This is a genomic window from Nonomuraea sp. MG754425 (genome assembly GCF_021699195.1).
Lineage (GTDB): Bacteria > Actinomycetota > Actinomycetes > Streptosporangiales > Streptosporangiaceae > Nonomuraea.
Map to the genome: position 1 here is coordinate 22,799 of NZ_SSXE01000043.1, position 26,177 is coordinate 48,975.

Consider the following 26,177-nt stretch of genomic DNA (forward strand, 5'->3'; position numbering starts at 1 on the left):
CGCCCGGCGGATGTCCCGCCGGGCGCCCGGCCGCGCGTCACACGCGCGGCTTCTCCCGCATCTCGAACGTCTCGATCACGTCGTCGAGCCTGATGTCGTTGTAGCCGACACCGATACCGCACTCGAAGCCCTCGCGGACCTCGGTCGCGTCATCCTTGAAGCGACGCAGGGACGAGACGGTCAGGTTGTCCGCGATGACGACGCCGTCGCGGATGATCCTGGCCTTGCTGTTGCGGACGATCACGCCGGAGCGGACCAGCGAACCGGCGACGTTGCCGATCTTCGGCACCTTGAAGACCTCGCGGACCTCCGCCGTGCCCATCTGGACCTCTTCGAACTCGGGCTTGAGCATGCCCTTGAGCGCCGCTTCGATTTCCTCGATCGCCTGGTAGATGACCGAGTAGTAGCGGATGTCGACGCCCTCGCGCTCGGCCAGGTCGCGCGCCCGAGGCTCGGGGCGGACGTTGAAGCCGATGATGACCGCGTTGTCGTCGGCGACGGCGAGGTTGACGTCGTACTCGGTGATCGCGCCGACCGCGCGGTGCAGGACACGGAGCCTGACCTCGTCGCCGACGTCGATCTTGAGCAGGGCGTCTTCCAGCGCCTCCACCGAACCGGACACGTCACCCTTGATGATGAGCTTGAGCTCGTCGACACGACCCTTCTCAAGGTCGCTGAACAGCTCTTCGAGGGTGCGGCGACGGCTCGACTTCGCCATGTCGGCGCTGCGCTTGCGCGCCGCGCGCTGCTGGGCGATCTGCCGGGCCATCCGGTCGTCGGTGACCACGATGAAGTTGTCACCGGCGCTCGGCACCGCCGTCAGACCCATCACCAGGACCGGCCGCGACGGCGTGGCCTCCTCGACCGGCTCGAAGTTGTCGTCGAGCATCGCGCGGACGCGGCCGAAGGCCTCGCCACACACGATCGAGTCGCCGACGCGCAGCGTGCCGCGCTGGACCAGGACCGTCGCGACGGGGCCGCGGCCACGGTCGAGGTGCGCCTCGATCGCGATGCCCTGGGCGTCCATCGTCGGGTTGGCCCGCAGGTCGAGCTCGGCGTCCGCGGTCAGCAGGATGGCCTCGAGGAGGTTGTCGATGCCCGTGGCGTTCTTCGCCGAGATGTCGACGAACAGCGTCGAGCCGCCGTACTCCTCCGCCACCAAGCCGTACTCGGTGAGCTGGGCACGGACCTTGTTGGGGTCTGCGCCCTCCTTGTCGATCTTGTTCACCGCGACCACGATCGGCACCTCGGCCGCCTGGGCGTGGTTGAGCGCCTCGATCGTCTGCGGCTTCACACCGTCGTCGGCCGCCACCACCAGCACCGCGATGTCGGTGGACTTGGCGCCTCGGGCACGCATGGCGGTGAACGCCTCGTGACCCGGGGTGTCGATGAAGGTGATCTTCCGGTCCTGGCCCTCGTGCTCGGCGGAGACCTGGTAAGCGCCGATGTGCTGGGTGATGCCACCCGCCTCGCGCGCCACCACGTTGGTCTTGCGGATGGCGTCGAGCAGCTTGGTCTTACCGTGGTCGACGTGACCCATGACGGTCACGACCGGCGGACGCGCGGCCAGGTCGGCCTCGTCGCCCTCGTCCTCGCCGAACTCGATGTCGAAGGCCTCGAGAAGCTCGCGGTCCTCCTCCTCCGGGCTGACGACCTGGATGTTGTAGTCGAGCTCGGAGCCGAGGAGCTGCAGCGTCTCCTCGTTGACCGACTGCGTCGCGGTCACCATCTCGCCGAGGTGCAGCATGATCTGCACGAGCGAGGCGGGGTTCGCGCCGATGCGGTCGGCGAAGTCGGACAGCGACGCGCCGCGCGGCAGGCGGATCGTCGCGCCGTTGCCGCGAGCGACCTGCACACCGCCGATCGCCGGCGCCGACATGTTGTCGAACTCCTGGCGCCTCTGACGCTTGGACTTGCGGCCACGCGCCGGACGGCCGCCGGGACGCCCGAAGGCTCCCGCGGTGCCGCCGCCACGACCACGGCCGCCGCCACCGGGACGACCGCCGAAGCCACCGCCACCGCCACCGGGACCACCGGTGCCGGTGCGCTGACCGGTGCCGCCGCCACCCGGACGACCGGCGAAACCACCGCCGCCGCCACCGGGACGACCGCCACCGCCGCCGCCACCACCGGGACGGCCACCGCCGCCACCGCCGGGACGACCGCCACCGCCGCCGCCACCCGGACGACCGCCACCGCCGCCACCACCGGGACCGGCAGGACGACCCTGCGGCATCATCATCGGGTTGGGACGCGGCCCACCAGGACGGGGACCGCCGGCGCCGCCGCCACCACCCGGACGCGGACCGCCGGGGGGCGGGCCGGGACGCGGACCCGAAGCGGGCCGGTCGCCACCGGGACGGGCCTGCGGCGGACGCGGCATCCCGCCGTCGCGCGGCGGACCGTCACGACGCTCACGCTGGCCGGGACCACCCTCACGGTTGCCGCCCGGACGCGGCGGACGGGACTGGCCCATGCCGCTGGCGTTGGACGAGAACGGGTTGTTACCCGGACGCGGGCCACGCGGGCCCGGCTTGGGCCCGGGACGCGGGCCACCGCCACCGCCACCGCCGGGCGCACCGGTACGCGGCGCCTGCTGGGCTCCGCCACCACTCTGCGGGCCGGGACGCGGACCGGGCTTGGGCCCGGGACGCGGGCCACCGCCACCGCCGCCACCACCCGCGGGTCCGGGACGCGGACCAGGAGCGGGAGCGGGACGAGCGGGCGCGCCGCTCTCGAATCGTGCCTGCGGAGCATTGGAAGCCTCGCCGCGCGCGGCCTCGGGCTGCTGCGGCTGCTGGTGCGGCATCGCCACCGGCGGGCGCGGCTGAGCGCCGCCACCCGGACCACCCGCGCCGCCACCGCTCGCGGGGGCGGGACGCGGACCGGGCTTGGGGCCCGGACGCGGTGGAGCGGGAACCGGCGCCTGCCCGGCGCCATTTCCGGCCTGGCCTTCCGCCGGCCGGTGCGCAGCCCTGGGCGGCTGCGGCCTGTTGGACGGCTGACCGCCGCCCCTGGAGGGGCCACCCTTCGATACCCCTAGCGCTTCGGTGAGCCTGCGGACCACCGGCGCCTCGATGGTGGAGGACGCCGAACGGACGAACTCCCCCATCTCTTGGAGCTTGGCCATGACGACCTTGCTCTCTACGCCGAACTCCTTAGCGAGCTCGTATACCCGGACCTTCGCCACTGCACTCCCTTACTCGGCCCGGGAGGCTGGCTGTGCCGTCCGGACCGTCGCTACCTTGACGTCTTCATCGCCGCGTGCTCATCAGGCGCTCATAGCAATCTGACTCCGCCCATCAACTCGGCGTCCTACATGACATTTCGTGATCTCCTTCCAGGTGCGCCCGCACGGGCGACACGTCAAGCGGCCCCGTCACGCGGAACGCGCGCGGAAACGCTCGGCGCCGCTCGGCAAGCTCCAGACAACTCAGGGACGGATGCAGCGACGCACCTCGCCCCGGGAGCCGTCCTCGCAGGTCGGGGACCACTTGATCCTCGACCCGCACCAGGCGGAGCAACTCGGGCTTAGCCTCGCGAACCCTGCAGCCCACACAGGTGCGCTGTGGGACCGCGTGGCCACCATATTCCAGCTTACCGTGTTGACGCATCTACGGAACCGGCGGCGTCCTCGGCTTGTGTATCGGGCCGGATGTCGATCCGCCATCCCGTGAGTCTCGCAGCGAGCCGGGCGTTCTGTCCCTCTTTGCCGATGGCCAGCGAGAGCTGGTAGTCGGGCACGGTCACTCGCGCCACGCGACCGTCGAGGTCGAGAACCTCGACATGGGAAACGCGCGCGGGAGACAGGGCATTCCCCACGAACTCTCCCGGGTCCTCCGACCAGTCGATGATGTCGATCTTCTCGCCGTGCAGCTCGGTCATCACGTTTCGGACACGCGAGCCCATCGGGCCGATGCAGGCGCCCTTGGCGTTGACGCCGGGCTTGCGCGACCGGACGGCGATCTTCGTGCGGTGGCCCGCCTCGCGCGCCACCGCCGCGATCTCCACGGTGCCGTCGGCGATCTCCGGCACCTCCAGCGCGAACAGCTTCTTGACCAGCCCGGGATGCGTGCGCGACAAGGTGACGGAGGGGCCCTTGTGGCCCTTCTTCACCTGCACCACGTAGGCGCGGATGCGCTCTCCGTGCACATACTCCTCGCCGGGCACCTGCTCGGCGTGCGGCAGGACGGCCTCGATCTTGCCCAGGTCGACCAGCACCACGCGCGGATCCTTGCCCTGCTGGATCACGCCGGAGACCAGCTCGCCCTCGCGGCTGGCGAACTCGCCGAAGTTGATCTCGTCCTCGGCGTCGCGCAACTGCTGCAGGATGACCTGCTTGGCGGTGGTGGCGGCGATCCGGCTGAAGTTGCCGGGAGTGTCGTCGAACTCCCTGACGATCTCGCCGTCGTCGTCCAGCTCGGCCGCCCAGATCGTGACGTGGCCGCTGGCGCGGTCGAGTTGGGCGCGCGCCTTGGAGGCGGCGCCGTCGGTGCGGAAGTAGGCGATCAGCAACGCGTCCTCGATCGCCTTGACCACCAGGTCGAAGGAGATGTCCTTCTCCCGCTCCAGGCTGCGCAGGACGCTCATGTCGATGTCCACGGCGGCTCCCCTTAGCCTTCGTCGCCGTCGACGTCGTCGATCCGGCGGAATTCCACCTGCACCCGTCCACGGGTCAGGTCCTCGTAACCAAGCCTGCGTGCCGCGCCCGCGACGTCGAGGTCGACGCCGGCGGCGTCGGCGGCCACGACGCGGCCCTCCACCACGGTGCCGTCCTTCAGCTCCGCCTTGACCAGCCGCGTGGCCGCGCGGCGCCAGTGACGCGGCTCGGTGAGCGGGCGGTCGACGCCCGGCGAGGACACCTCCAGCGTGTAAGCCGCCTGGCCCATGGAGTCGTCGTCGTCGAGGGCGGTGGAGACGGCCTGGCTCACGTCGGCCACGTCGTCGAGGCTCACGCCGCCGTCGCGATCGACGATCACGCGCAGCAGCCGTCGCTTGCCCGCCTGGGTGACCGTAATGTCCTCCAGGTCGAGGCCCTCCGCGCTGACCACAGGTTCAAGGAGCTTCATCAGGTGGTCGCGGGATGATGCGCTGCCCATATCGACCTCCCCTATTGTCATGTCTCAGCCGGGCGGACCTCGCCTCTGGCCATCCGCCGCCTGGCTGTTCAGCCAGCGACGACAGTTGACACCCTATCCGTATGAGGGCACGGGGAGAGCGCCACTCGTCATGGTCGAATGGCGGAGCGTCGCCGGACGGCGTTCCGCGGCACTGGCCGTACGATGCTACCGAGGCCCAACGAGGTCGGTGACAAGTGGAGGTTCGAGTCCGTGCGCGCGCGTCAGCTCTCCCGGCGGGCCCTGCTGGCGGGCGGGGCCGCCGCTCTGACGGCCTGCAGCACGTCCGGGCCGCCGCGGCCGGCCGTCCCGGCCCCCGACTCGCCCGAGACCGTCCTGCTGAAGGCGCTCATCGCGGAGAAGGAGCGGACGATCGCGCTCTACTCGTCCGCGGTCGCCAAGGGGAGCGAGAAGCTGGCCCCGTTCCGGGATCGCCATCAGGCCCACCTGACCGAGTTGCGGAAATACGTGCCCAAGGCCGCCACCACCGCGCCGACGTCCGGAACTCCGGCACCGTCACCCAGCGCGTCCGGCAAACCCTCGCTGTCGCGGCTGCGGGAGCTCGAACGCAAGGCCGCCGCCCAGCGTCCGCGCCAGCTCGACGGCGTCTCGCCCGGGGTGGCCCAGCTCATCGCCAGCATCGGGGCCTGTGAGGCCGCCCACGCCGTCGCCCTGCCGAGGTCACTGTGAGAGCCGCCGACGACATCGAGAAGCTGCGCAGGGCGCTGGCCGCCGAGCACGCGGCGCTGTTCGCGTACGGGCTGCTGGGGGCGCGCACCTCGGGGGCGGTCCGGGAACGGATGAGCGCGGCCTTCGACGCGCACCGGGCCCGGCGCGACCAGCTCCGCACGCTCATCACGGCCCGGGGCGGCCGGCCCGCCGAGGCCGACGCCTCGTACGCGCTGCCGTTCTTCCCCGCCAACGCCACGCAGGCCGTCAAGCTGGCGGTGCACCTGGAGAGCGGGGTCACGGCGGCCTACCTGGAGCTGGTCTCGGCGCGGGATCCGGCGCTGCGCCGGCACGCCGCGCTGGCCATGCAGGAGGCGGTGACCCGCTCGTACGGCCTGCGGCCCGACCAGCCCCCGGCCTTTCCCGGCATGCCGTCCACGGCCGCCCCCGCGGTCTCCACGCCGGCCTCGCCCTCGGCCGGGCAGGCGGGCAACTGATCGCCCGACCCGGGGCGAGACACGTTCGGTTTCCGGTCGCATACGGTGAGTTAACATCGAGAAATGCTGCGTTCCGTCTGCCGTCCCCGTCCGGCTTCCGTGACAGCGGCCCGTGGCTGAGGCGCTCCACGTGGTCAGGCACCCGACCGGCTTCTACTCGGCGGGCGCGACCACCGTGTTCGCCTCCCGCTACGACCAGCGGCTGTCCTACTGCCTCTACGTGCCCTCCGCCCACGACCCCGGCGGCGAGCCCCTGCCGCTGGCCGTCCTGCAGCACGGCACGGGGCGGCGCGGGCCGCAGTACCGCGACGCCTTCGCCGGATGGGCCGAGAAGCACGGCTGCCTGCTGCTGGCGCCGCTGTTCCCCGCGGGCATCGGGGACGATCCGGACGATCTGCACAACTTCAAGTTCGTCCGCTACGGCGATCTCCGGTTCGATCTTGCCCTGCTGGCCATGGTCGAGGAGGTGGGCGCGCGCTTCAACGTCCGCACCGGGCGGTTCCTGCTGTACGGGTTCTCCGGCGGCGGCCAGTTCGCGCACCGCTTCGCCTACCTGCACCCCGACCGGCTGCGCGGGCTGTCGATCGGGGCGCCGGGGCGGATCACGTACATCGATCCCGAGCGTCCGTGGTGGATCGGGCTGCGGGGGTTCGAGGAGCGGTTCGGCCGCGCGGCGCGGGTGGCGGAGCTGCGCGGCGTCCCCGTGCAGATGGTCGTGGGCGGGGCCGACGTGGAGACCTGGGAGATCAACAACCCCGGGGGCTCCAACTGGATGGACGGCGCCGACGCGTACGGCCTGACACGGGTGGAGCGGCTCGCCGCACTGCGCGACAACTTCGAGGCACACGGCATCGGCGTGCGGTTCGACGTCGTGCCGGGGGTGGGGCATGAACCGCTGCACGTGCTCGATCCGGTCAAGGACTTCCTGGCCTCGGTGCTGTCCGGCCCGCGCGGCTGAGCCCTCCCGGCACCGGGAACGTCCCCCACGCACCGGGAACCCGCTCCACACGCCGGAAACCCGCCTCCGGCCGGAAGCCCGCCCCGCGTGGCAGGAACCTGCGGGCGGTGAGAAGCCCTGGGAACGGCCGGAGCCCTCCCGCAGGGCGGGAGGGCTCCGGGGTGGCGCGAGGGCCTGAGCGGCGGGGTCAGGCGCGGGTGGCGGCCATGATGCGGTCGGCGGCCTCGGCGAGCGGGATCTCCGACTTCTCCCCGGAGACCCGGTCGCGCAGTTCGACCACGCCCTGCGACAGCCCGCGCCCGACGACCACGATCGTCGGCAGGCCGAGCAGTTCGGCGTCCTTGAACTTCACGCCGGGCGAGACCTGCGCGCGGTCGTCCACCAGGACCCGCAGGCCGCGCGACTCCAGTTCGGCGCCCAGTTCCAGGGCGGCCTCGATCTGGTTGTCCTTGCCGGTGCCGACGATGTGCACGTCGGCGGGCGCGACCTCGCGCGGCCACACGAGCCCGAGCGGGTCGTGCGCCTGCTCGGCGATGACCGCCACGGCGCGGGAGACGCCGACGCCGTAGGAGCCCATGGTGATGCGGATGGGCTTGCCGTCGGGGCCCAGCGCGTCGAGGCCGGCGGCGTCGGCGTACTTGCGGCCGAGCTGGAAGATGTGGCCGATCTCGATGCCCCGGTCGATGGACAGCTCGGAGCCGCAGCGGGGGCAGGCGTCGCCGGCGCGCACCTCGGCGGCCTCGATGGTGCCGTCGGGGGTGAAGTCGCGGCCCGCGACGACGTTGGCGGCGTGCTTGCCGGGCTCGTTGGCGCCGGTCACCCAGGACGTGCCGGTGACGACCCTGGGATCGACGAGGTAGCGGATGCCGAGCTCGCGCAGGATCTGCGGGCCGATGTAGCCGCGGACGAGGCCGGGGTGGTTGGCGAAGTCGGCGGCCTCGAAGATGGCGGGCTCGCCGGGGGCCAGCGACGCCTCCAGGCGCTTGAAGTCGACCTCGCGGTCGCCGGGCACGCCGATGATCAGCGTCTCGGTCTTGTCGGAGCCGGGCGTGGAGACCTTGACGACGACGTTCTTGAGCGTGTCGGCGGCGGTGATGGACAGGCCGTGGTGCTCGTTGACGTAGGAGACAAGGCTGTCGATGGTCGGGGTGCCGGGGGTGTCCATCACCCGCTGCGCGGGCGTCTCGCCGGAGACGGCCGCGGGGGCGGGGGTGACGACGGCCTCGGCGTTGGCCGCGTAGCCGCAGGAGCGGCAGGCGACGAACGTGTCCTCGCCGGTGGGCGTGGGGGCCAGGAACTCCTCGGACGCCGAGCCGCCCATCGCGCCCGACTGGGCGAAGACGATCTTGTAGTCGATGCCGAGGCGGTCGAAGATCCTGATGTAGGCGTCGCGGTGGCGCTCGTAGGAGTGCTTGAGCCCGTCGTCGTCGAGGTCGAAGGAGTAGGAGTCCTTCATGAGGAACTCGCGGCCCCGCAGGATGCCGGCCCTGGGCCGGGCCTCGTCGCGATATTTCGTCTGAATTTGGTAAAGGACGACCGGATAGTCCTTGTACGAGGAGTATTCGCCCTTCACCATGTCGGTGAAGAGTTCCTCGTGCGTGGGGCCGAGAAGATAGTCGACGCCTTTTCGATCTTGCAGCCGGAAGAGCGTGTCGCCGTATTCGGTCCAGCGGCCGGTGGGCTCGTAGTATTCGCGGGGCAGCAGGGCGGGGAAGAGCACTTCCTGGCCGCCCATGCGGTTCATCTCCTCGCGGACGACCTTCGCGACGTTCTCCAGGACCATTTTGCCGAGGGGCAGCCAGGAGTAGATGCCGGGCGCGACGCGGCGGACGTAGCCGGCGCGGACGAGGAGCTTGTGGCTCGGCACTTCCGCGTCTGCCGGGTCGTCCCGCAGGGTGCGAAGAAACAACGACGACATGCGCAGCGACACGGCTACTCCTTGCTCGAACCCGGACGTGAAGGATTACAGGCTATCGAGTCGGGGGAGCCCCGCGCTCGGGCTTATCCCCGCAGGGCCGCGTCGCCGGTCGTTCCGTCCGGTGATCAGACGGCCACGGGGAACCAGCCGGTGACGAAGGCGGCCAGGCAGGCCGTGAACACCCCCGCGACGATCACCGAGACCATCAGCGCGCGCAACCGCCCGCGCGCGTTCTTGCGCAGCGCGAGCACCAGCGCCACGGACGCCAGCCCGACCGCCGTGGCCGGGCCCGGCCAGAACGCCTGCTCGCTGCCGATGAAGCCCGGCGTCGCCCGGTCCACCACGTCCGCGATCAGGACCGCGCCGACCGCGCCCGCCGCCAGGTCGCCCCAGCCGTCGTCCCGCCGGGTGGCGTAGGCCAGCAGGCCCAGGCCCACGAGCAGGGCGAGCGTCCAGTTGAGCCCGGCGGCGCTGCCGCCGATCACCTCGAAGGCGTCGTGGCCGCGCACCGCGCCCGCGCCCAGGGCGGCGACCAGCGAGGACACCGTCGCCAGGAACGTCGTCAGCAGCGCCCAGCCGAACCCCGACGCGGTCGCGCCGACGGCCAGGGACAGGGCGTGATAGGCGTACGGGTCGTAGATCTGGCCCACCCACGCGGGGGCGTTGCCGGAGATGAGCATGCCGACCAGACCGACGACCAGTCCTCCGAGGAAGGCCGCCAGCAAATGGCGTTCGATCGCGCGCTGCCGCCGGTCGTATTCGGCGAAGTCGGCGTAGTCGATGGTGGTGTGGTTCATGTTCAGTCCCTGGTCAACCCCGCCCTGGAAATGTATGGGGATGACCACCTACAGATTATGTATCCATCCCAAAAAGGCAAATTTCGGTCATCTCCGTGCCAAACCGAGCAATCGCTTGGTTATGATCAGCGCGTGGCACTCGCCGAGGAGCTTCGCGCCGTCGTCCGCGACTATCTGGCCGGCCGCCCCGGCGCCTCCTGGCAGGCGTTCGCGCGGGACGTGGGGGCCGCCGGGCTGCTCGTCCCCGAGGAACGGGGCGGCGCGGGCTGCGGGGCGGCCGAGCTGACCGCCGTGGCCGAGGAGCTGGGGCGGGCCCTGTCGCCCCACCCCTTCCTGCAGTCGGCGGTCATGGCGGTCGAGGCGGCTCGGTCCTGCGGCGCCGGCGAGCTGCTGGAGAGGCTGGCGGGCGGGGCCGTCGCGACCGTGGTCCTGCCGGGGGACGGAGACCTGCGCCTCGACGGGGACCGGCTCACCGGGGTGGCGCCGTACGCGCTGGAAGGGGAGCTGGTGCTCGTCTACGCCGGCGGGACGCTGGTCGAGGCCGTGCCGGCGCGGCGGACGCCGTACGCGACGATGGACGAGAGCCGGCCGTTGCAGCGGCTCGACTTCCACGACACCCCCGTGCGGCGGCTGGGCGACGGAACGGGGTGGAGCCGCGTGCGCGACCTCGGGATCGCGGCGCTGGCGGCCGAGCAGGTGGGCGGGGCGCAGCGGTGCCTGGAGATGGCGGTGGAGCACGCCGGGCGGCGGCACCAGTTCGGCCGGCCCATCGGCTCCTTCCAGGCCATCAAGCACCGGCTGGCGGACCTGCTGCTGCTGGTGGAGTCGGCGCGGTCGGCGGCGGCCGGGGCGGCGGGCGGCGGCGAGGCGGCGGCGGCGATCGCCGGGTCGTACTGCACGGAGGCGTATCTGACGGCGGCGGGAGAGAACATCCAGGTGCACGGGGGGATCGGGATCACCTGGGAGCATCCCGCGCACCGGTACCTCAAGCGGGCCACCTCGGACGCGCAGCTCTTCGGCCCCCCGCAGGCCCATCGCGCCCGGCTCGCCCCCCACGTCTTCGGCCCGGCCTGACGCCCCGGCCACTCCGGTCCGACGCCCCGACCCGGCGCACGGCCCGACGCAGGGTCAGCCGCCCAGGAGCTCTTCCCAGGGGTGTCGGGTGTTGGTGCGGCGGGTGGTGTCGAGGGCCTCGGCCAGCCGCCACAGGCCGGGCCTGGCCCGGACGGTGGCGCGTCCCATCGGGTCGATCGCGCGCAGCTCGAAGCGCACGCCCATCACGTCGAGCACCGCCGATCCCGCGCTGCCCGGACCGGCCTGGGTGACGAGGGAGCCCTCGTAGCCGGGGTCGCGGACCTGCTCGGCGAGGAGCGCCGCCGCCTCGGACGCGTACGGCCCGTCGCGCCACTCGATGTGCCAGCTATGGTCGGAGCCGCGCCACCAGGTCAGGTCGCGGCACGACTCGATGAACTCGGCGTCGGCCGCCAGCGCGGCCATCACGCGCCCGAACGCCTCGTATCTTCGGGCGCTGGTGAGCGAGAGTTCGTCGCCTTGGTCCGGGACCATGCCGCTGTTCGGCCGCCGCAACGCGTGCTTTCGCTTCACAGACATCCACTCTGATCGCCGTCGCGCCCTTCCCGCAAGTCTTTGCCGCTGATACGCTCTACCAAGCGAGCGCTTGGTTCCCTACTTCGCCGGAGGCGCGATGACGTCGTCCCTACGGATCAGCCTGGGATACGAACTGGAGGTCCGCGGGCGTACCCGCGAGGTCGAGCAGCAGGCGTTCCGTAACGTGATCGACCAGGTCGTGCTGGGAGACCGGCTGGGCTGCGAGGCCGCCTGGTTCGTGGAACACCACTTCACCAGGGGTTTCTCCCACTCCTCCGCCCCCGATCTGGTCCTGGCCGCCATCTCCCAGCGCACCGAGCGCATCCGCCTGGGGCTCGGGGTCGTGCTGTTGCCGTTCCAGTCCCCGATCCGCACGGCCGAGCGCGTCGCCACCCTGGACGTCCTGAGCGGCGGGCGGGTCGACTTCGGCACCGGACGGGGCGCCTCACCACTGGAGTACCAGGCGTTCCAGCGGCCGTTCGAGAAGTCGCGGCAGATCTGGGAGGACTCGCTGGAGGCCACGCTGGCCATCTGGCGGGCCGACGGAGAGCCGGTCAGCCGGTCGAACGAGTTCTTCGAGATCCCCGACGTCGCCGTCTACCCCCGGCCGGCCCAGGTGCCCCATCCCCCGGTGTGGGTGGCCTCCACCTCGCTGGAGGGCTACCTGGCCGCCGCCCGGCACGGGTACAACCTGCTCGGCATGACCATGCTCAAGGGCATCGACGACGTCGCCGCCGACATCGCGAGATACCGGGAGTGCCTGGCCGAGCACGGCTTCGACCCCGCCACCCGGCGCGTCGCGCTCATGATCCCCTGGTACGTCGCCCCCACCCGCGACGAGGCCAACACCACGGCGGCCGACCCCGTCCTGTGGTACATCCGCCGTCAGGTCAACCTCGTCACCCCGCCCGACTACTACGACGCCCGCCACGCCACCCACCGCGTGCTCGGGCAACTCGCCGCGGGGCTGCCCTCCGACGAGGCGATGGCCACGCTCCGCGAGCACCTCATGGTGGTCGTGGACGACGTCGAGGGCTCGCGCAAGGCCCTGGCCAGGATCACCGAGGCGGGCGCGACCGACCTGATCATCCAGGCGCAGGTGGGCGGGCTGGCGCACGAGCGGGTGTGCGAGTCGATCTCACTGTTCATGAAGGACGTGGTGCGTTGATGACGGCCTGGCTCACCCGGGACGATCTCGGGGCGGGCGCGGGCTCGGCCACCGGGCTGCTGCTGGTCTCCCCCGACGTCTCCAGCGTCTTCCCGCTGTCCCCCGGCGACCGCGCGATCGCCGCGGAGCTGACCGGGGCGGCGCTGCGGGAGACGGGCGTCGGCGGGCGCGACCGTGTCGTGGTGGCCCTCGCCGAGCCGGCCGGGGCGCTGTGGGCCGCCGCCGCGGCGGACGTGGCCGAGGCGGGCGCCTGCGTGGGGCCGCGCGGCCGGATGCGGCTGCACCACGCGCTGTCCGCGCTGAAGGCCACCACGCTGGTCGCCACGCCCACGGGCGCGATGGACCTGCTGGCCCGCCTGCATCTGGAGTTCCTGCTGGACCCGCTGGATCTCGGACTCAGGACCATCGTGCTGACCGGCGAGATCGCCTCCAAGCGCACGATGGCGCACCTGGCGGGCGAGTTCGGCGCCCAGGTCACGGAGGTGCTGTCCAGCCCGTTCGGCGGCGGCGCGCTGGCCTGGCGGGCGGCCGAGGAGGACCCGCTCACGCCGCTCGCGGACGGCCTGCTGGGGCCGGCGGCCCTGGACAAGGACGCCCCCGCCGCGGGCTCCGGCCCGGCCGAACTGGTCGTGACCCCGTCCGCGCACTCGACGCTCGGCGACGCCGTGCTCAGGACCGGGCTCGTCGGGCTCGGCGACGGACGGGGCGTCCCCGCGCCCGTCCACACCGTGGGCGACCACGTGCTGGTCAGAGGCGTGTGGCTGGCGCTGGCGCGGGTGGAGAAGGCGCTGTCCAGGATTGACGGGGTGGCGGGCTGGGAGCTGACGATCGGCCGCCAGGGGACGCTGGACACGGCCGCGCTCACGGTGCGGTTCGCCCGGCCGAGCCTGGTCGGCAACCCGATGTGGAAGGCCAGGATCGAGCAGGCCGTCCGGGCGCTGACCCCCGTGTCGATCGCCGTCGAGGTCGCCCAGGAGGTCGCCGAGACGCCCGCGCCCGGCGTCGTGACCGACCTGCGCGGCCACCACCTCGGCAGGGACAGAGCGCTCATCACCTGAGAAGGGGCAGCCGATGGGATCGGCTCCGGACTGGGGGACGCTCCCCCGCATGCTGCGCGACCAGGCCGAACGCCACCCCGGTACGGTCGTCGTCGCCGACCCCTCGGGCTCGCGGCTGACGCTGGCCGGACTGAGGGAGGCGGCGGCGACGACCGCGCGCGGCCTCATCGCCCTGGGCGTCCGGCCGGGCGACCGGGTCGTGCTGTGGGGGCCGAACTCGGCGCGCTGGGTGGTGAACGCGTTCGGGATCTGGGACGCGGGGGCGGTGCTCGTGCCGCTGTCGTCCCGCTACAAGGGCATCGAGGCGGCCCAGCTCATCGAGAAGACCGGCGCGCGGGTGCTGATCGCCGAGGCCGGGCTCGCCGCGCTGCTGCCCCCCATCGCGGGGCTCCGGCACGTCGGCCCCGAGGTGCCGGACGCCGCGGCGCCCGGGGCCGAACGGCGGGCGCTCGACGTGCGGCCGGACGACCTGTGCGAGATCATGTCCACCTCCGGCACCACCGGCACGCCCAAGGGCGTGATGATCGACCACTCCCAGGTGCTGCGCGGCTACTGGGACTGGTCGGAGATCGTCACCCTGGGCGAGCACGACCGCTATCCGGTGATCGCGCCGTTCAGCCACGGGTTCGGGCTGAACGCCGGGCTGGTCGCCTGCGTGCTGCGCCGGGCCACGATGATCCCGATCCCGGTCTTCACGCCGGACGCGCTGATGTCGCTGGTCTCCGACGAGCGGGCCACGGTGCTGGCCGGGCCGCCCACGCTGTTCCACCGGCTGCTGGACGAGCTCGACCGTGACACCAGGGGCTCCTGGGACGTGTCGTCCCTGCGGGTGGCCATCTGCGGGGCCGCCGCCGTACCGGCTCGCCTGATCACCCGGCTGGCCGAGCGCGTCGGGCTGGAGCGCATGATCAACGCGTACGGGCTCATGGAGGGCACGGTCGTCTCCATGACCAGGGCGGGCGACCCCATCGACGTGATCGCGAACACGACCGGCAGGACCGTCCCCGGCATCGAGGTGAAGGTGGTGGACGACGACGGCGAGCCGGTCGCGCCCGGCGAGCGCGGCGAGGTCCTGCAGCGCGGCTACGGCGTGATGCGCGGCTACTGGGAGGATCCGGCCCGTACCGCCGAGGTGATCGACTCCGACGGCTGGCTGCACACCGGCGACGTCGGCGTGCTCGACGAGGCGGGCAACCTGGCCATCGTGGACCGCAAGAAGGACCTGTACATCGTCAACGGGTTCAACGTCTCCCCCGCCGAGGTCGAGTCGCTGCTGCTGCGCGAGGGCTCGCTGGCCCAGGCTGCCGTCGTGGGCGTGCCGGACGCGGTGTCGGGCGAGGCGGGGCTCGCCTACGTCGTGCCCAGGCCGGGCCTGGCGGCCGATCCGGAGGCGCTGCTGGCGTGGGCGCGCGGCAACATGTCCGGATACAAGGTGCCCAAGCGGATCATCGTCCTGGATTCCCTGCCGACCAACGCCAACGGCAAGGTGGACAAGACCGTCCTGCGCCGCCGCTAGCGGCAGCGTTCCACCCGGAGACCATGCCGACGGGTTACGTTGGCATGAGCACCGATCATGCGGTGCTCGCCAGGGACGGGTTCATCCGCACCGGCGATCGGGGATACATCGATCACACTGGCCGGTTACATCTAGTGGGACGTGTCACTCGAAGACCGGCGTTGGGAGGCGGCGTGACGTTGCACGTGGCGATCATCGGATCGGGCCCGGCCGGCATCTACACGGCTGAGGCGCTGGTCAAGCAGGCGGACCAGCCGGTCCAGGTCGATGTCATCGAACGCCTGCCGACCCCGTACGGGCTGGTCAGGTACGGCGTGGCGCCCGATCACACCTCGATCAAGTCGATCGCGAACTACCTGCGCAAGGTGCTGGAGCTGCCCGAGGTCCGCTTCCTCGGCGGCGTCACACTCGGCTCCGACGTGTCGGTGGACGACCTGCTCGGCGCCTACGACGCGGTGGTCTACTGCACGGGCGCGATGGTCGACAGGAAGCTCGGCATCCCCGGCGAGGACCTGCCGGGCAGCGTGGCCGCGACCGACTTCGTGAACTGGTACTGCGGCCATCCCGACGTCGATCCCGGCCGGTTCCGGCTGGACACCTCCGAGGTGGCCGTGATCGGGGTCGGCAACGTGGCCGTCGACGTCGTGCGCGTGCTGGCCAAGACGTCCGAGGAGTTGCGCGCCACCGACGTGCCGCACGAGGTGCTCCAGCGGCTCGGCGAGAGCCAGGTCAAGGCCATCCACATGATCGGGCGGCGCGGCCCCGAGCACGCCAAGTTCACCCTGAAGGAGCTGCGCGAGCTGGGCGAGCTGGCCAACGCCGACGTGTGCGTGCGCCGCGACGAGGCCGTGGTCCTGGGCGGCGGCTTCCCGCGCCAGGTGCAGGGCAACATCAAGGTGCTCCAGGAGTGGTCCGACCGCCCGCCGGAGGGCCGCCCGCGCCGTCTCGACGTGCGCTTCTGGATGCGGCCCGTCGAGATCCTCGGCGCCGACCGGGTCGAGGGGCTCAGGCTCGAACGCACCAGGCTGTCGGAGGACGGCCGCGTGAGCGGCACCGGCGAGTACGAGACGCTGCCGGTCGGCATGGTGCTGCGCTCGGTCGGCTACCAGAGCGTGCCGCTGCCCGGGGTGCCGTTCTCGGAGCGCACCATGACCGTCCCGAACGAGGCCGGCCGGGTGCGCGACCGCGAGTACGTGGCGGGCTGGCTCAAGCGCGGGCCCACCGGGGTGATCGGCACCAACAAGTCTGACGCCGCGGAGACCGTCCGCACGCTCCTCGCCGACCTCGGCGACCGGCCGCCGGCCGGCTCCGGCGCCATCGACGCGCTGTTCGCCTCCCGCGGGGTGCGGCCGATCACGTACGCCGAGTGGCTGGCCATCGAGACGGCCGAGGCCGAGCTCGCCCAGTCGCTCAACCGGGGCCAGCGGGTCAAGATCTCCGGTCTGGAGGCCATGCTCCGTGCCTGCCGTCCCTGAGGGCTTCGCCGAGACGTACCGGGTCCAGCGGGCCCGCTATCCCGAGACGGCGCCCGGCTGGCAGCCCGTCCACACCGTGTACGTGCCCGCCGACCGCTTCTCCGCCCGCACGGTCGCCGAGTGGGGCGGGCAGGCGCTGTCGGCGCTCAAGGAGCATCTGGCCGGGCCCGAGGAGGTGGCGGAGGTCTTCGACGTGCCGTCCGGGCTGGCCGGCGTCGTGCACGAGGCGGTGGCGCGCAAGCTGTCGGCCCAGCCGGTGGAGGACCTGCGCGTCGACTTCGAGGACGGCTACGGCACGCGTCCCGGCCACGTCGAGGACGGCCACGTGGCGCAGGCCGCCACGGCGGTCGCCGCGATGCACGCGGCCGGGACGCTGCCACGGCGGTGGGGGCCTCGGGTGAAGTCGTTCGCCGACGGCGATCCCGAGCGGTCGGTGCGCACCCTGCACGGGTTCCTGACCGGGGTGGTGGAGCGGACCGGGGAGTTGCCCGGCGGGTTCACGGTAACCCTGCCAAAAGTGCTGATGGAGGGGTATCTCCGGCAGTTCGCGGACGTGCTCGCCGAACTGGAGGCGGAGCTGGGCGTGCGGCTGCGCTTCGAGATGCAGGTGGAGGCCCCGCAGACGCTGCCGTTCCTGCGCGCCGACCTGAACGAGTCGCTGGGCGGGCGGCTGGCGGCGGCGCACTTCGGGGTCTTCGACTACACGGCCGCGCTCGGGCTGCCCCCGCACGAGCAGCGGCTCGACCATCCGGCCTGCGACCACGCCCGGCACGTCATGCAGACGGCGTTCGCCGGGACGGGGGTGGAGCTGTCCGACGGGTCGCTGGCGGCCGCGCCGGCCTCAGGCGGCGCGGCCGACGTGCACGCGCTGTGGCGGCGGCACGCCGAGTTGGTCCGCCACTCGCTGCGGCACGGCTACTACCAGGGATGGGACATGCACCCGTCGCACCTGGTGAGCCGGTTCGCCACCGTCTACGCCTTCCACCTGGCGCGCTACGACTCCTACCGGGAACGGGTGCTGGCCTGGCAGGAGCGCCGCCCGGCCGCGGACGGCGTGATGGACGAGCCCGCCACGATCCGCACCCTGGCGGCCGCCCTGCGCCGCGCCGAGGCCGCTCTCCCCTGACCCTCATGGCCGGCGGCTCCCGCGAACTTTCGCGGCCGGGCTGCTACTTTGCGTTATCTTGACTATGCTGAGCGTGACGAGAGCCTACACGCAGGGAGAGCGTATGAAGCACAGGTTCGGTACGGCCGCCGGTGTCGCGGTGCTCGGGATCTCCAGCCTGCTCGTGGCAGGAGCCCCGGCGGACGCGCAAGCGCGGGCAGCCCGCTCGCTCTACGTGTACGAGCACGACGACTACAAGGGCCGCTCGGCGCACCTGACGGCCAACGACTCCAACTTCGTGAACAACTACTGGTCCGGCACCGGGGCGAGCATCAACGACAACATCAGCTCGTTCAAGAACCAGGGCGACCAGCGCGCGGTGATGTACTCCGACGCCAACTACACCGGTGCCGCCTACTCCGCGCTCGCCCATTCCTCCGACAGTGACCTGACCCACAACAGCCACAACCCGGCCAACTTCGACAACGTCGCCAGCTCAGTCCGTTTCGTGATCTAGCGGGCGGCGGGGCGGCATCCCGCGAGACACCACCAGGAGGCAGGCCATGCGGACTCCCCGGTCTGCCGGCGCCTTCCGGTCGGCACGTCTCTCCCGCGCCGCTCGTTGCCGTCCCGCCCCCGGCACCCGTCCGCCCCACCGGGCCTGTCTGGTGGTCGTCGCCGCTCTGGCGCTGCTCGCCGGGTGTGCACATACACCGGAGGCCGAAAAGGCCCCCGAGGCGAGCGCGGAGGCTCGCGGCCTTCGCGTCCCGCTCGACGACTTCGTCCTGTCCCGCCTCGACATCCACACGATCGAGTACGCCGAAGACCTGCTCACCCGCGCGTGCATGCGCGCCTCCGGCTTCGACTGGGAGCTGCTGCCGCCACGCGAGCGCACCGACACCGACCCGGTGCACCGCAGGCGCTACGGGGTGATCGAGCCCGAGGTGGCCAGGCGCTACGGCTACCACCTGCCGCCCCTGTCTCCTGACCAGCAGGCGCGCGAGCAGGTGTGGCGACGGCGGGAGGCGCTGCGCCCGGCCGTACGGCGCGCGGCGTACGGGCCCGACGGCCAGGGCGGCTGCCGGCGCACCGCCCGTTCGCGACTGGCGCGGGGCCTCCCCGAGGCCGACCGGCAGCGCCTGAACGGCTTCATCGGCGAGACCTTCGAGGCGTCCCAGCGGGTGCCCGCCGTCGTCACGGTGTTCGGCGCGTGGAGCGGATGCATGCAGGCCAAGGGGTACGCCTACCGCACGCCCCTCGACGCCGCCGGCGACCCGGCCTGGGGACGCTCCGGCCAGGCTTCGCCCCGGGAGATCGCCGTGGCGGACGCCGACGTCGGCTGCAAGCGGACGACCGGGTTGGTCGCCGCCTGGTCCGCCGCCGACCGGGCCGTCCAGCTCGACGCGATCGCCGCCCACCGCGGCGACTTCGACCGGTTCCGGCAGGCCCGCGACGTCGAACTGCGCGCGGCCCAGCAGGTCATCGGCAGCGGGATCGCACCGCGCGGTTGAGCGACCGCCAGGTCGGATCGTCCGCCCCGGTCAGGCGCGCCGGCACCCGCTCAGTCGCGTTCGACGAGGGCGCGCCACTGGCGTACCAGGCGCCACTCGACCGGGTCGGCCCAGCTTCCGCGCACGGCCGAGCCGACGTGGAAGGCACGGATGCCGAAGTCGAGCAGGGCCGGCACGTGCGCGGGACGCAGGCCGCCGCCGGCCAGCACGATCGAGCCGTCGCCGGCGTCGGCGCGGGTCTTCAGCACGGGCAGGCCGTCCCCGACGCCGGTGGAGGCGCCCGAGGTGAGCACGGTGGCCAGGTTCGGCAGCAGCCGCACGGCCCGCCAGGCCGCCTGGACGTCGGCGGCGTGATCGACGGCGCGGTGGAACGTCCACGGCAGCGGGGAGACCGCGTGGATGAGCGCCTCAGTGGCCGTCAGGTCGACGGCTCCGGCGCTGTCGAGGAAGCCGAACACGAACCCGGCCGCCCCGGCCTGTTTCAGCGCCTTGGCGTCCTGGCGGAGGCGTTCGACGACATGGGGGTCGGCGGCGAAGTTCGCGTCGCAGCGCAGCATCACCATCTGGGGGAGAGGGCATTCGGCGGCGATCGCGGCGACCGTCTCCGGGGCGGGCGTCAGTCCGTCGGCCGCCATGTCTGCCACGACCTCCAGGCGGTCGGCTCCGCCCTGTTCTGCGGCCACGGCGTCGCGCACGTTGAGCGCGATCACCTCCAGCAGGGATCCGGTCATGCAGGAGAGGTTATAGGGCGCTTTACCCACTTGTGCCAGAAAGAGGAGTGCTCCCAGGATCCTCGGACCCGGAAGGCCCGGCACAGCGGGCGTCGTCGCACGTCACGGCCGAACGCCCGCTCGTCCGGGCCCGGCCCGAGCAAGGGGCCGGACCCGGACGGGACGGTCAGACGCTGATCAGCTCGGCGATCGTGAGATCACGGAAGGCCAGGGTCGGCACATCCTCCGACGGACGCTGGAACAGCGCTCCCGACGCCCGGTGCGGCAGGTCCACGGTGCGCAGGTGGCGGAAGCCGCGCTGGGCGTAGTACGCCTGCAGGCGCAGGTTGGTCTTGGCGCAGTCGAGACGCAGGTACGGCAGGCCCGTCAGGTAGGCCGAGGCGCAGGCCCAGCCGAGGAGGGCGTCCCCGATGCCGGAACCGGCCCACGGGCGCGCGACGGCCAGCTTGTGGACGTAGAGCGCCGCTCCCGGGGCGTCGGCGGGGGTCCAGAACTCCGGGTCCGCGTGCTCGTCGAGGGCGATGGTGGCCACCGGCGGCGCCGATTCGTCGGGGTCGAGGTATCTGAGCTCGTCGTCCAGGAGGAACAGGGTCCGCTCCTCGATGAGCGGCTCGATCCGTTCGGGGCCGAAACCCCCGCGGGGCCATTGCCGCACGCCGCGCGAGTGCAGCCATTCGGACGCGTCGGCGAGCAGGGTGAGCACGCCGGGCAGGTCCGCGGGTTCCGCCCGGCGCAGCGAGAGCGGATGGAACAGGGGGCTGAGGGTGCCGAGGTCGCTGAAGGTGCTGAGGGTGCTGAGGGCATTGGTGTGCATAGGTCGACCCTTCGAAGCATTGGGTGTCCGCACGCGCGCACAGCGTGATGGCGCGTTGTCGCACGCGCGCGAAAGAAGGCATTATCCAGACATAGACGGATAAATGGCGATTTAGGGGAGTATGCACGACTCCCCATGGCCAGCGAGGCGGCTTATTTCTCGCTGCGCCCGGCCGGCGGGATCACCCCTTCACCCACGAACTCGTCAGCGGCGATCGAGTTCGTATCTGATCAGATGTTTGTCGGCTGGCAACACCGACACGGCGACACGCACAGGCATGTCCGCCCCGTCGTACCCCACTCGGACGTACACCATGACTGGTGTTCCGAGTTCAAGCTGGAGGCGCTCGGCCTCCTCCTGGTTGGGCATGCGCGCCCAGATGTCGTCGACGACGCGCACCTGGGCATGACCCAACTCCTCCAGCACCCGGTTCGCCCCTCTCGCGATGTCACCGGGCCTGGCGATCTCCGAGTCGGCAACCAGATCGCGGGGGAAGTAGGAATCGTTGGTGTTGTACGGCTGCCCGTCCACGAACCGCAGACGGCGTCTCACCACCGACAATTCGCCGTCCGCCAGTTCCAGCCTGCTGGCGATCTCCTCGACGGGAGACACCGTCAGCACCTCGATGTACTGGCTGGGGGCGCGGCCTTCCTGCGCGACGGCGTAGGCGAACGCCTCGCGCAACTCCCCGCTGGGTTGCGGCTCAAGTTCCCGCTGCGGATAGATCAGCAGCGGCCGACGGTCTCTGACCACGGTGCCGCGCCGCGGCGTGCGCGTGACCAGCCCCTCGTTGACGAGTTCGCCGAGAGCCAGCCTCACCGTGTTCCTGCTCACCCCATGGTCTTCCATGAGCTGCGCCTCGGTCGGCAGCTGCGCCCCGGGGCCGAGGACACCCGAGTAGATGGCCCGTCGCAACTCCGAAGCCACCTGCTGATACAGCACCGACCTTGCCACTTTCACCCCTTTTGTTCCAACAATTTAGACGATCTGGTTCTAGCAGGCCACAACCCCTTGACCGAACCACCTCCACCGGCCCATCATCCATTCGTTGGTACAAATCCATCTAAAGGCCGGTGAGGGGGTGAAGGCCAGTGTCGCCGGTCCGCACGGGTACGCCATACCTGCCCTGGCATGACCCTCGCGAAGCAACCCGTTTACTGCGTTACGTGTTGCTTGGTGAAGCGATCACCCACACCTACCAGAGCAACGGCGTCTCCGAGCACTCGGTGTCGACTGAACTGACCGCGTTGCGCGACGACGGATCCCCTGTCTGGAACAAGAAGGGTGGCGCCTCCGTCACGCACCGCATCGATGACCCGGTCGGTACGGCTCGACGCATCGCACGTCGCCGGCAGCAGGGGCCTTCGTGCTCCCCCATCGACTCCGTGTGCGAGTCAACGGTCTAGGACTCCATCCCTCGCCGGAGTCCTGGCCCGTCGCACACGGGGCAGGAAGCGCGTCCTGGCGGGTCCCCCACGCCCGCCAGGACGCGTTTTCCTCCGAGGACCGGCCATCACCCGCCTCCATCTCCCGATGGGGGCTTTTCTCGTCGCGCGCGGGCGGGCTCCGCGACCTCGTGGTCGTGTTCGACGCCGCATCCGCACCACTCACATCTGCCACCAAGTCCGGCCGGGGATGAGCCCCGTCCACAACGACGACGTCTGCTGCCCCAATCATCGACCCTGGGGGCCAAACCTGTGAGCCCCTTGGTAAGGGTGGGACCGGTGGGATTTACGGGTACGAATAGAATTTTCCGGACAAGGTCAACAATTGGCCTGATTTTCCCCGGAACGAGCGGGCGTGGAGCTTTCCGGCATCCAGTCGATCAGCGTCAGCTCCGCGTCCACCTGCGTGAACACCGCCCGTACCGGCTCCCCCGCCTCCGGCGGGCGCTCCCCGCGCCAGTTGCCGTACACGAGGCAGCCGGGTACCGCCGTCAGGCGGACCATTACCACTGGGTATGGATCGTGCCGGCCCGGCGCGAAGGAACGATGGCTGACGATCCAGCTCTCGATCGCCCCCTCGGGGGCGATCTCCCGCCAGCGCCACCCCTCCGTACGGCAGGCCGCGCAGAACGCCCGCGGCGGGAACCGGAGCGTGCCGCAGGACTCGCACTCCTGCACCGCGAACTCCCGCCTGGCGACCCGCTCCCACCAGGCGCGCGAGTCGCGGTCGGGCTCCGGACGGTAGGCGGCCATCAGGCCCTCCTCAGGATCAGCGCGGACGTGGCGGGCAGGATGTAGCCCGGCTGCGATGTGGACAGCGCCACCTCGGCGCCCGGCACCTGCCGGTCCCCGGCATCGCCCCTGAGCTGCGAGACCGCCTCCGCGATGTGGTTGACGCCGTGCACGTAGCCCTCCGACAGGAAACCCCCGTGCGTGTTGACGGGGAGCGCGCCGTCCGGGGCCGTGGCCCCCGACGCCACGTACGGGCCGCCCTCGCCCTTGGGGCAGAAGCCGTAGTCCTCGAGCTGCACGATCACCGAGTACGTGAAGCAGTCGTACAGCTCGGCCACGTCGATGTCCTGCGGCCCGAGCCCGGCCTGGGCGTACAGGCGGGGGGCCAGGGCGGCGGCGGCCGTCACGGTGGGGTCCGGGCAGGACAGGTGGGAGGTGCCGCCGCCCCACGCCGCCGCCGAGACGAGCACCGGGTGGCGGCGCAGCGAGCGAGCCCGCTCGGCCGTGGTGACGACCACGGCGCAGGCCCCGTCGGTCTCCAGGCAGCAGTCCAGGAGGCGGAACGGCTCGGCGATCCACCTGCTGGCCAGGTAGTCGTCAAGGGTGATGGGGGCGCGCATGAGGGCGCGCGGGTTCTTGGCGGCGTTGGCCCGCTGGGTGACCGCCAGCGTGCCGAACTGTTCGGCCGTGGTGCCGTAGCGCAGCATGTGGGCGCGGGCGTACATGGCGAACTGCTGGGGCGGCGCGACGTACCCGTACGGGGCCTGGTACTGCGTCTCCGGGCTGACCGGGACGCCCCGTCCGGTGCCGCCCATGCGGAACTCCGAGCGCGCGTTGACGGCCCGGTAGCACACGACGGTCTCCGCCAGGCCCGCGGCCACCGCCAGCGCGGCCTGGCCGACGACCGCGTGCGACACGCTGCCGCCGCCGAACTGGTCGAGGTGCCAGGACAGGTCGGCCAGCCCGAGCGCGGGGCCGACCAGGGTGGGCGGGGCCGAGTCGCCCACCCGGTGGGTGGCCAGGCCGTCCAGGTCGTCGGGGGTGAGCCCGGCGTCCTCCAGCGCGGCGAGCACGGCGCGGCAGGCCAGGGTCAGGGTGCTGACGCCGGAGTCCTTGGTGAAGGGGGTGTAGCCGACGCCGGCGATCGCGGCGCGGTCCCGGAATTCAAGCAAGCGCTTGGGCATATTCGGCACGGTAGGCATGGCCTTTCCGGCCTGTCAACGCGAGGCCGGGGGACACCACTTGACACCTTTCGCCGCTTCCCCCTACCGTCCAAGCAAGCGCTTGGTATGATAGGCGCAGTCGGCGGATCGAGGAGGCAGACCATGAGCACACACGCTGCCCGGCTCATCTCGCCGGACGGCTGTCGCGGCCTTCCGACGTCCCCTCAGCGCAGCAGGATTCGCAACGGAGCCACCATGCCGACGGGGCACTTCCAGCCAGGCCAGAACGGCCGTCCCGACAGCCTCCGCTTCCGGCAGGTGCTCGGCAGGTTCGCAACCGGGGTGGTCGCGATCACCGCCGTCGATCCCCTGGACGGCCTGCCGTGCGGGCTGGCGGCCAACTCCTTCACCTCCGTCTCGCTGGACCCGCCCCTGGTGGCCTTCTGCGTCGCCTACACCAGCACGAGCTGGCCCAAGCTGCGCGGCGCCAAGGCGCTCACCGTCAACGTGCTGGCCGAGCACCAGCAGTCCGTGTGCGCGCAGTTGGCCGCCAAAGGCGGCGACAAGTTCGCCGGCCTGGAGTGGACCGAATCCCCCGGCGGCAACCCGGTGCTCGAAGGCGCGCTGGCCTGGCTCGACTGCGCCGTCGAGGCCGAGCACCCGGCCGGCGACCACGTCATCGTGGTGGCCCGGGTGCTGCGGCTCGACACGCACGCCGATGGCGGCCCGCTGGTGTTCTTCCGCGGTGGCTACGGGGGGTTCGTTGAGCCTTCGTGAGGAGGCGAGGACCTGGCTGGAGGACAGCCTGAGCGGCGAGTTCGCCGGCGCCAGGGGCCTGGGCGGCCCGGGGCGCGAGCACGAGGGCCACGAGGTGCGCCTGGCGTGGGAACGCCACCTGGGCCGGCACCGCTGGACCTGCCTGGGCTGGCCCGAACGATTCGGCGGTCGCGCCGCCTCCATCGACGACCAGGTCGCCTTCCACGAGGAGTACGCCAGGGCCGACGCCCCCGCCCGGGTGGGCCTCATCGGCGAGGGCCTCATCGGCCCGACCATCCTCCAGTGCGGCACCGACGAGCAGAAACACCGTTTCCTGCCGCCCATCCGGCGCGGCGAGGAACTGTGGTGCCAGGGCTACTCCGAGCCGGAGGCCGGCTCCGACCTGGCCAACGTCCGGACCAGGGCCCGCCTGGAGGGCGGCGAGTGGGTGATCACCGGGCAGAAGGTGTGGACGTCGCTCGCCCACCTGGCCGACTGGTGCTTCGTGTTGTGCCGCACCGAGGAGGGCTCGCGGCGCCATCACGGGCTGTCGTACCTGCTGGTCCCCATGCGGCGGCCGGGGATCGAGGTGCGGCCGATCGTGCAGCTCACCGGGACCTCCGAGTTCAACGAGGTGTTCTTCGACGGCGCCAGGACCGCGGCCGGCAACATCCTCGGGGCCCCGGGCGACGGCTGGCGGGTCGCCATGACCACACTCGGCCACGAGCGCGGCGTGTCCACGCTGGGGCAGCAGATCGGGTTCCGGCGGGAGCTGGCCAAGGTCGTCGAGACCGCGAAGCGGACCGGCGCGGCCGAGGACCCCGTGCTGCGCGACCGCATCGTCAGGGCGTGGCTGGAGCTGGAGATCATGCGGCTCAACGCGCTGCGCACACTGCGCCCCGACCCCGGGCCCGAGGCGTCGATCGCCAAGCTGTACTGGTCGGAGTGGCACCGCAGGCTGGGCGAGCTGGCGCAGGCCGTACAGGGCAGGTCCGGGCTGGTCACCGACGGCGACGGCGGGCTCGGCGAGTTGCAGCGGCTCTACCTCTTCAGCCGCGCGGACACGATCTACGCCGGTTCCAGCGAAATCCAGCGCAACATCATCGCCGAGCGCACCCTGGGACTCCCCCGCTGATTGG

General features: G+C 71.8%; 25 protein-coding genes. 13 read left to right on the forward strand and 12 right to left on the reverse strand.

Going from position 1 to position 26,177, the window contains the following annotated elements:
• Window positions 1-37: 37 nt before the first annotated feature.
• The 4 genes from infB to rimP form a co-directional block, all read right to left on the reverse strand.
• On the reverse strand, window positions 38-3,190 hold the full coding sequence (gene infB, locus FAF44_RS17200) for a translation initiation factor IF-2 (protein WP_237104180.1): 3,153 nt from the start codon (window positions 3,188-3,190) through the stop codon (window positions 38-40).
• A 112-nt stretch (window positions 3,191-3,302) separates the two neighbouring features.
• A complete protein-coding gene (locus FAF44_RS17205; RefSeq protein ID WP_237104181.1) occupies window positions 3,303-3,614 on the reverse strand; it encodes a YlxR family protein in 312 nt (103 codons plus the stop codon).
• A complete protein-coding gene (gene nusA, locus FAF44_RS17210; protein WP_237104182.1) occupies window positions 3,598-4,602 on the reverse strand; it encodes a transcription termination factor NusA in 1,005 nt (334 codons plus the stop codon). Before nusA ends, FAF44_RS17205 begins: the two co-directional genes overlap by 17 nt.
• 11 nt (window positions 4,603-4,613) lie before the next feature.
• Window positions 4,614-5,099: a ribosome maturation factor RimP gene (rimP, locus tag FAF44_RS17215; RefSeq protein WP_237104183.1), complete on the reverse strand. Its 486-nt coding sequence runs from the start codon at window positions 5,097-5,099 to the stop codon at window positions 4,614-4,616.
• Between the two features lie 231 nt (window positions 5,100-5,330).
• Between rimP and FAF44_RS17220 the strand changes: the two genes are divergently transcribed.
• From FAF44_RS17220 to FAF44_RS17230, 3 genes are all read left to right on the forward strand, one after another.
• On the forward strand, window positions 5,331-5,807 hold the full coding sequence (locus FAF44_RS17220) for a hypothetical protein (protein WP_237104184.1): 477 nt from the start codon (window positions 5,331-5,333) through the stop codon (window positions 5,805-5,807).
• Window positions 5,804-6,283, forward strand: a complete 480-nt coding sequence (locus FAF44_RS17225; protein ID WP_237104185.1) for a ferritin-like domain-containing protein — start codon at window positions 5,804-5,806, stop codon at window positions 6,281-6,283. The genes FAF44_RS17220 and FAF44_RS17225 overlap by 4 nt, the downstream gene beginning before the upstream one ends.
• Before the next feature lie 112 nt (window positions 6,284-6,395).
• Window positions 6,396-7,241, forward strand: a complete 846-nt coding sequence (locus tag FAF44_RS17230) for a hypothetical protein (RefSeq protein WP_237104186.1) — start codon at window positions 6,396-6,398, stop codon at window positions 7,239-7,241.
• A gap of 187 nt (window positions 7,242-7,428) precedes the next feature.
• Here FAF44_RS17230 and FAF44_RS17235 read toward each other — a convergent pair whose 3' ends face one another.
• Together FAF44_RS17235 and FAF44_RS17240 are read right to left on the reverse strand one after the other, a co-directional pair.
• Complete coding sequence (locus tag FAF44_RS17235) at window positions 7,429-9,171, reverse strand: proline--tRNA ligase (protein WP_237104187.1); 1,743 nt, start codon at window positions 9,169-9,171, stop codon at window positions 7,429-7,431.
• A 113-nt stretch (window positions 9,172-9,284) separates the two neighbouring features.
• Window positions 9,285-9,956 (reverse strand): hypothetical protein, encoded by a 672-nt coding sequence (locus FAF44_RS17240; RefSeq protein ID WP_237104188.1) that lies wholly within the window; start codon window positions 9,954-9,956, stop codon window positions 9,285-9,287.
• 132 nt (window positions 9,957-10,088) lie between these two features.
• Between FAF44_RS17240 and FAF44_RS17245 the strand changes: the two genes are divergently transcribed.
• Window positions 10,089-11,030 (forward strand): acyl-CoA dehydrogenase family protein, encoded by a 942-nt coding sequence (locus FAF44_RS17245; RefSeq protein WP_237104189.1) that lies wholly within the window; start codon window positions 10,089-10,091, stop codon window positions 11,028-11,030.
• 54 nt (window positions 11,031-11,084) lie between these two features.
• Here FAF44_RS17245 and FAF44_RS17250 read toward each other — a convergent pair whose 3' ends face one another.
• Entirely contained in the window at window positions 11,085-11,567 is a 483-nt protein-coding gene (locus tag FAF44_RS17250; protein WP_237104190.1) for a hypothetical protein, read from the reverse strand.
• A 94-nt stretch (window positions 11,568-11,661) separates the two neighbouring features.
• Between FAF44_RS17250 and FAF44_RS17255 the strand changes: the two genes are divergently transcribed.
• The 7 genes from FAF44_RS17255 (at window position 11,662) to FAF44_RS17285 (ending at window position 19,397) form a co-directional block, all read left to right on the forward strand.
• The gene (locus FAF44_RS17255; RefSeq protein ID WP_237104191.1) at window positions 11,662-12,732 is read left to right on the forward strand and encodes an LLM class flavin-dependent oxidoreductase; all 1,071 of its coding nucleotides are present in this window, start codon (window positions 11,662-11,664) and stop codon (window positions 12,730-12,732) included.
• The gene (locus FAF44_RS17260; protein ID WP_237104192.1) at window positions 12,732-13,790 is read left to right on the forward strand and encodes a hypothetical protein; all 1,059 of its coding nucleotides are present in this window, start codon (window positions 12,732-12,734) and stop codon (window positions 13,788-13,790) included. The genes FAF44_RS17255 and FAF44_RS17260 overlap by 1 nt, the downstream gene beginning before the upstream one ends.
• Window positions 13,791-13,803: 13 nt before the next feature.
• Window positions 13,804-15,306: an AMP-binding protein gene (locus FAF44_RS17265; protein WP_237104193.1), complete on the forward strand. Its 1,503-nt coding sequence runs from the start codon at window positions 13,804-13,806 to the stop codon at window positions 15,304-15,306.
• A gap of 173 nt (window positions 15,307-15,479) precedes the next feature.
• On the forward strand, window positions 15,480-16,781 hold the full coding sequence (locus FAF44_RS17270) for an FAD-dependent oxidoreductase (RefSeq protein WP_237104194.1): 1,302 nt from the start codon (window positions 15,480-15,482) through the stop codon (window positions 16,779-16,781).
• Window positions 16,765-17,907 (forward strand): aldolase, encoded by a 1,143-nt coding sequence (locus FAF44_RS17275; protein WP_237104195.1) that lies wholly within the window; start codon window positions 16,765-16,767, stop codon window positions 17,905-17,907. The genes FAF44_RS17270 and FAF44_RS17275 overlap by 17 nt, the downstream gene beginning before the upstream one ends.
• A 103-nt stretch (window positions 17,908-18,010) precedes the next feature.
• Entirely contained in the window at window positions 18,011-18,403 is a 393-nt protein-coding gene (locus FAF44_RS17280; RefSeq protein ID WP_237104196.1) for a peptidase inhibitor family I36 protein, read from the forward strand.
• A 46-nt stretch (window positions 18,404-18,449) separates the two neighbouring features.
• A complete protein-coding gene (locus FAF44_RS17285) occupies window positions 18,450-19,397 on the forward strand; it encodes a hypothetical protein (RefSeq protein WP_237104197.1) in 948 nt (315 codons plus the stop codon).
• Between the two features lie 50 nt (window positions 19,398-19,447).
• On the opposite strand, the gene FAF44_RS17290 is transcribed toward FAF44_RS17285, so the two are convergent.
• The 5 genes from FAF44_RS17290 to FAF44_RS17310 form a co-directional block, all read right to left on the reverse strand.
• Window positions 19,448-20,128, reverse strand: a complete 681-nt coding sequence (locus FAF44_RS17290) for a copper homeostasis protein CutC (protein ID WP_237104198.1) — start codon at window positions 20,126-20,128, stop codon at window positions 19,448-19,450.
• 166 nt (window positions 20,129-20,294) lie between these two features.
• Complete coding sequence (locus FAF44_RS17295; protein WP_237104199.1) at window positions 20,295-20,942, reverse strand: GNAT family N-acetyltransferase; 648 nt, start codon at window positions 20,940-20,942, stop codon at window positions 20,295-20,297.
• Window positions 20,943-21,146: 204 nt separating this feature from the next.
• Window positions 21,147-21,884, reverse strand: coding sequence for a GntR family transcriptional regulator (locus FAF44_RS17300; protein WP_237104200.1), 738 nt, complete (start codon window positions 21,882-21,884; stop codon window positions 21,147-21,149).
• 821 nt (window positions 21,885-22,705) lie between these two features.
• On the reverse strand, window positions 22,706-23,140 hold the full coding sequence (locus tag FAF44_RS17305) for a Zn-ribbon domain-containing OB-fold protein (protein WP_237104201.1): 435 nt from the start codon (window positions 23,138-23,140) through the stop codon (window positions 22,706-22,708).
• Entirely contained in the window at window positions 23,140-24,303 is a 1,164-nt protein-coding gene (locus FAF44_RS17310) for an acetyl-CoA acetyltransferase (protein ID WP_237104202.1), read from the reverse strand. The genes FAF44_RS17305 and FAF44_RS17310 overlap by 1 nt, the downstream gene beginning before the upstream one ends.
• A 234-nt stretch (window positions 24,304-24,537) precedes the next feature.
• Between FAF44_RS17310 and FAF44_RS17315 the strand changes: the two genes are divergently transcribed.
• Both FAF44_RS17315 and FAF44_RS17320 read left to right on the forward strand, forming a co-directional pair.
• Window positions 24,538-25,059, forward strand: coding sequence for a flavin reductase family protein (locus tag FAF44_RS17315; RefSeq protein WP_237104203.1), 522 nt, complete (start codon window positions 24,538-24,540; stop codon window positions 25,057-25,059).
• Entirely contained in the window at window positions 25,046-26,173 is a 1,128-nt protein-coding gene (locus FAF44_RS17320) for an acyl-CoA dehydrogenase family protein (protein WP_237104204.1), read from the forward strand. Before FAF44_RS17315 ends, FAF44_RS17320 begins: the two co-directional genes overlap by 14 nt.
• Window positions 26,174-26,177 lie beyond the last annotated feature (4 nt).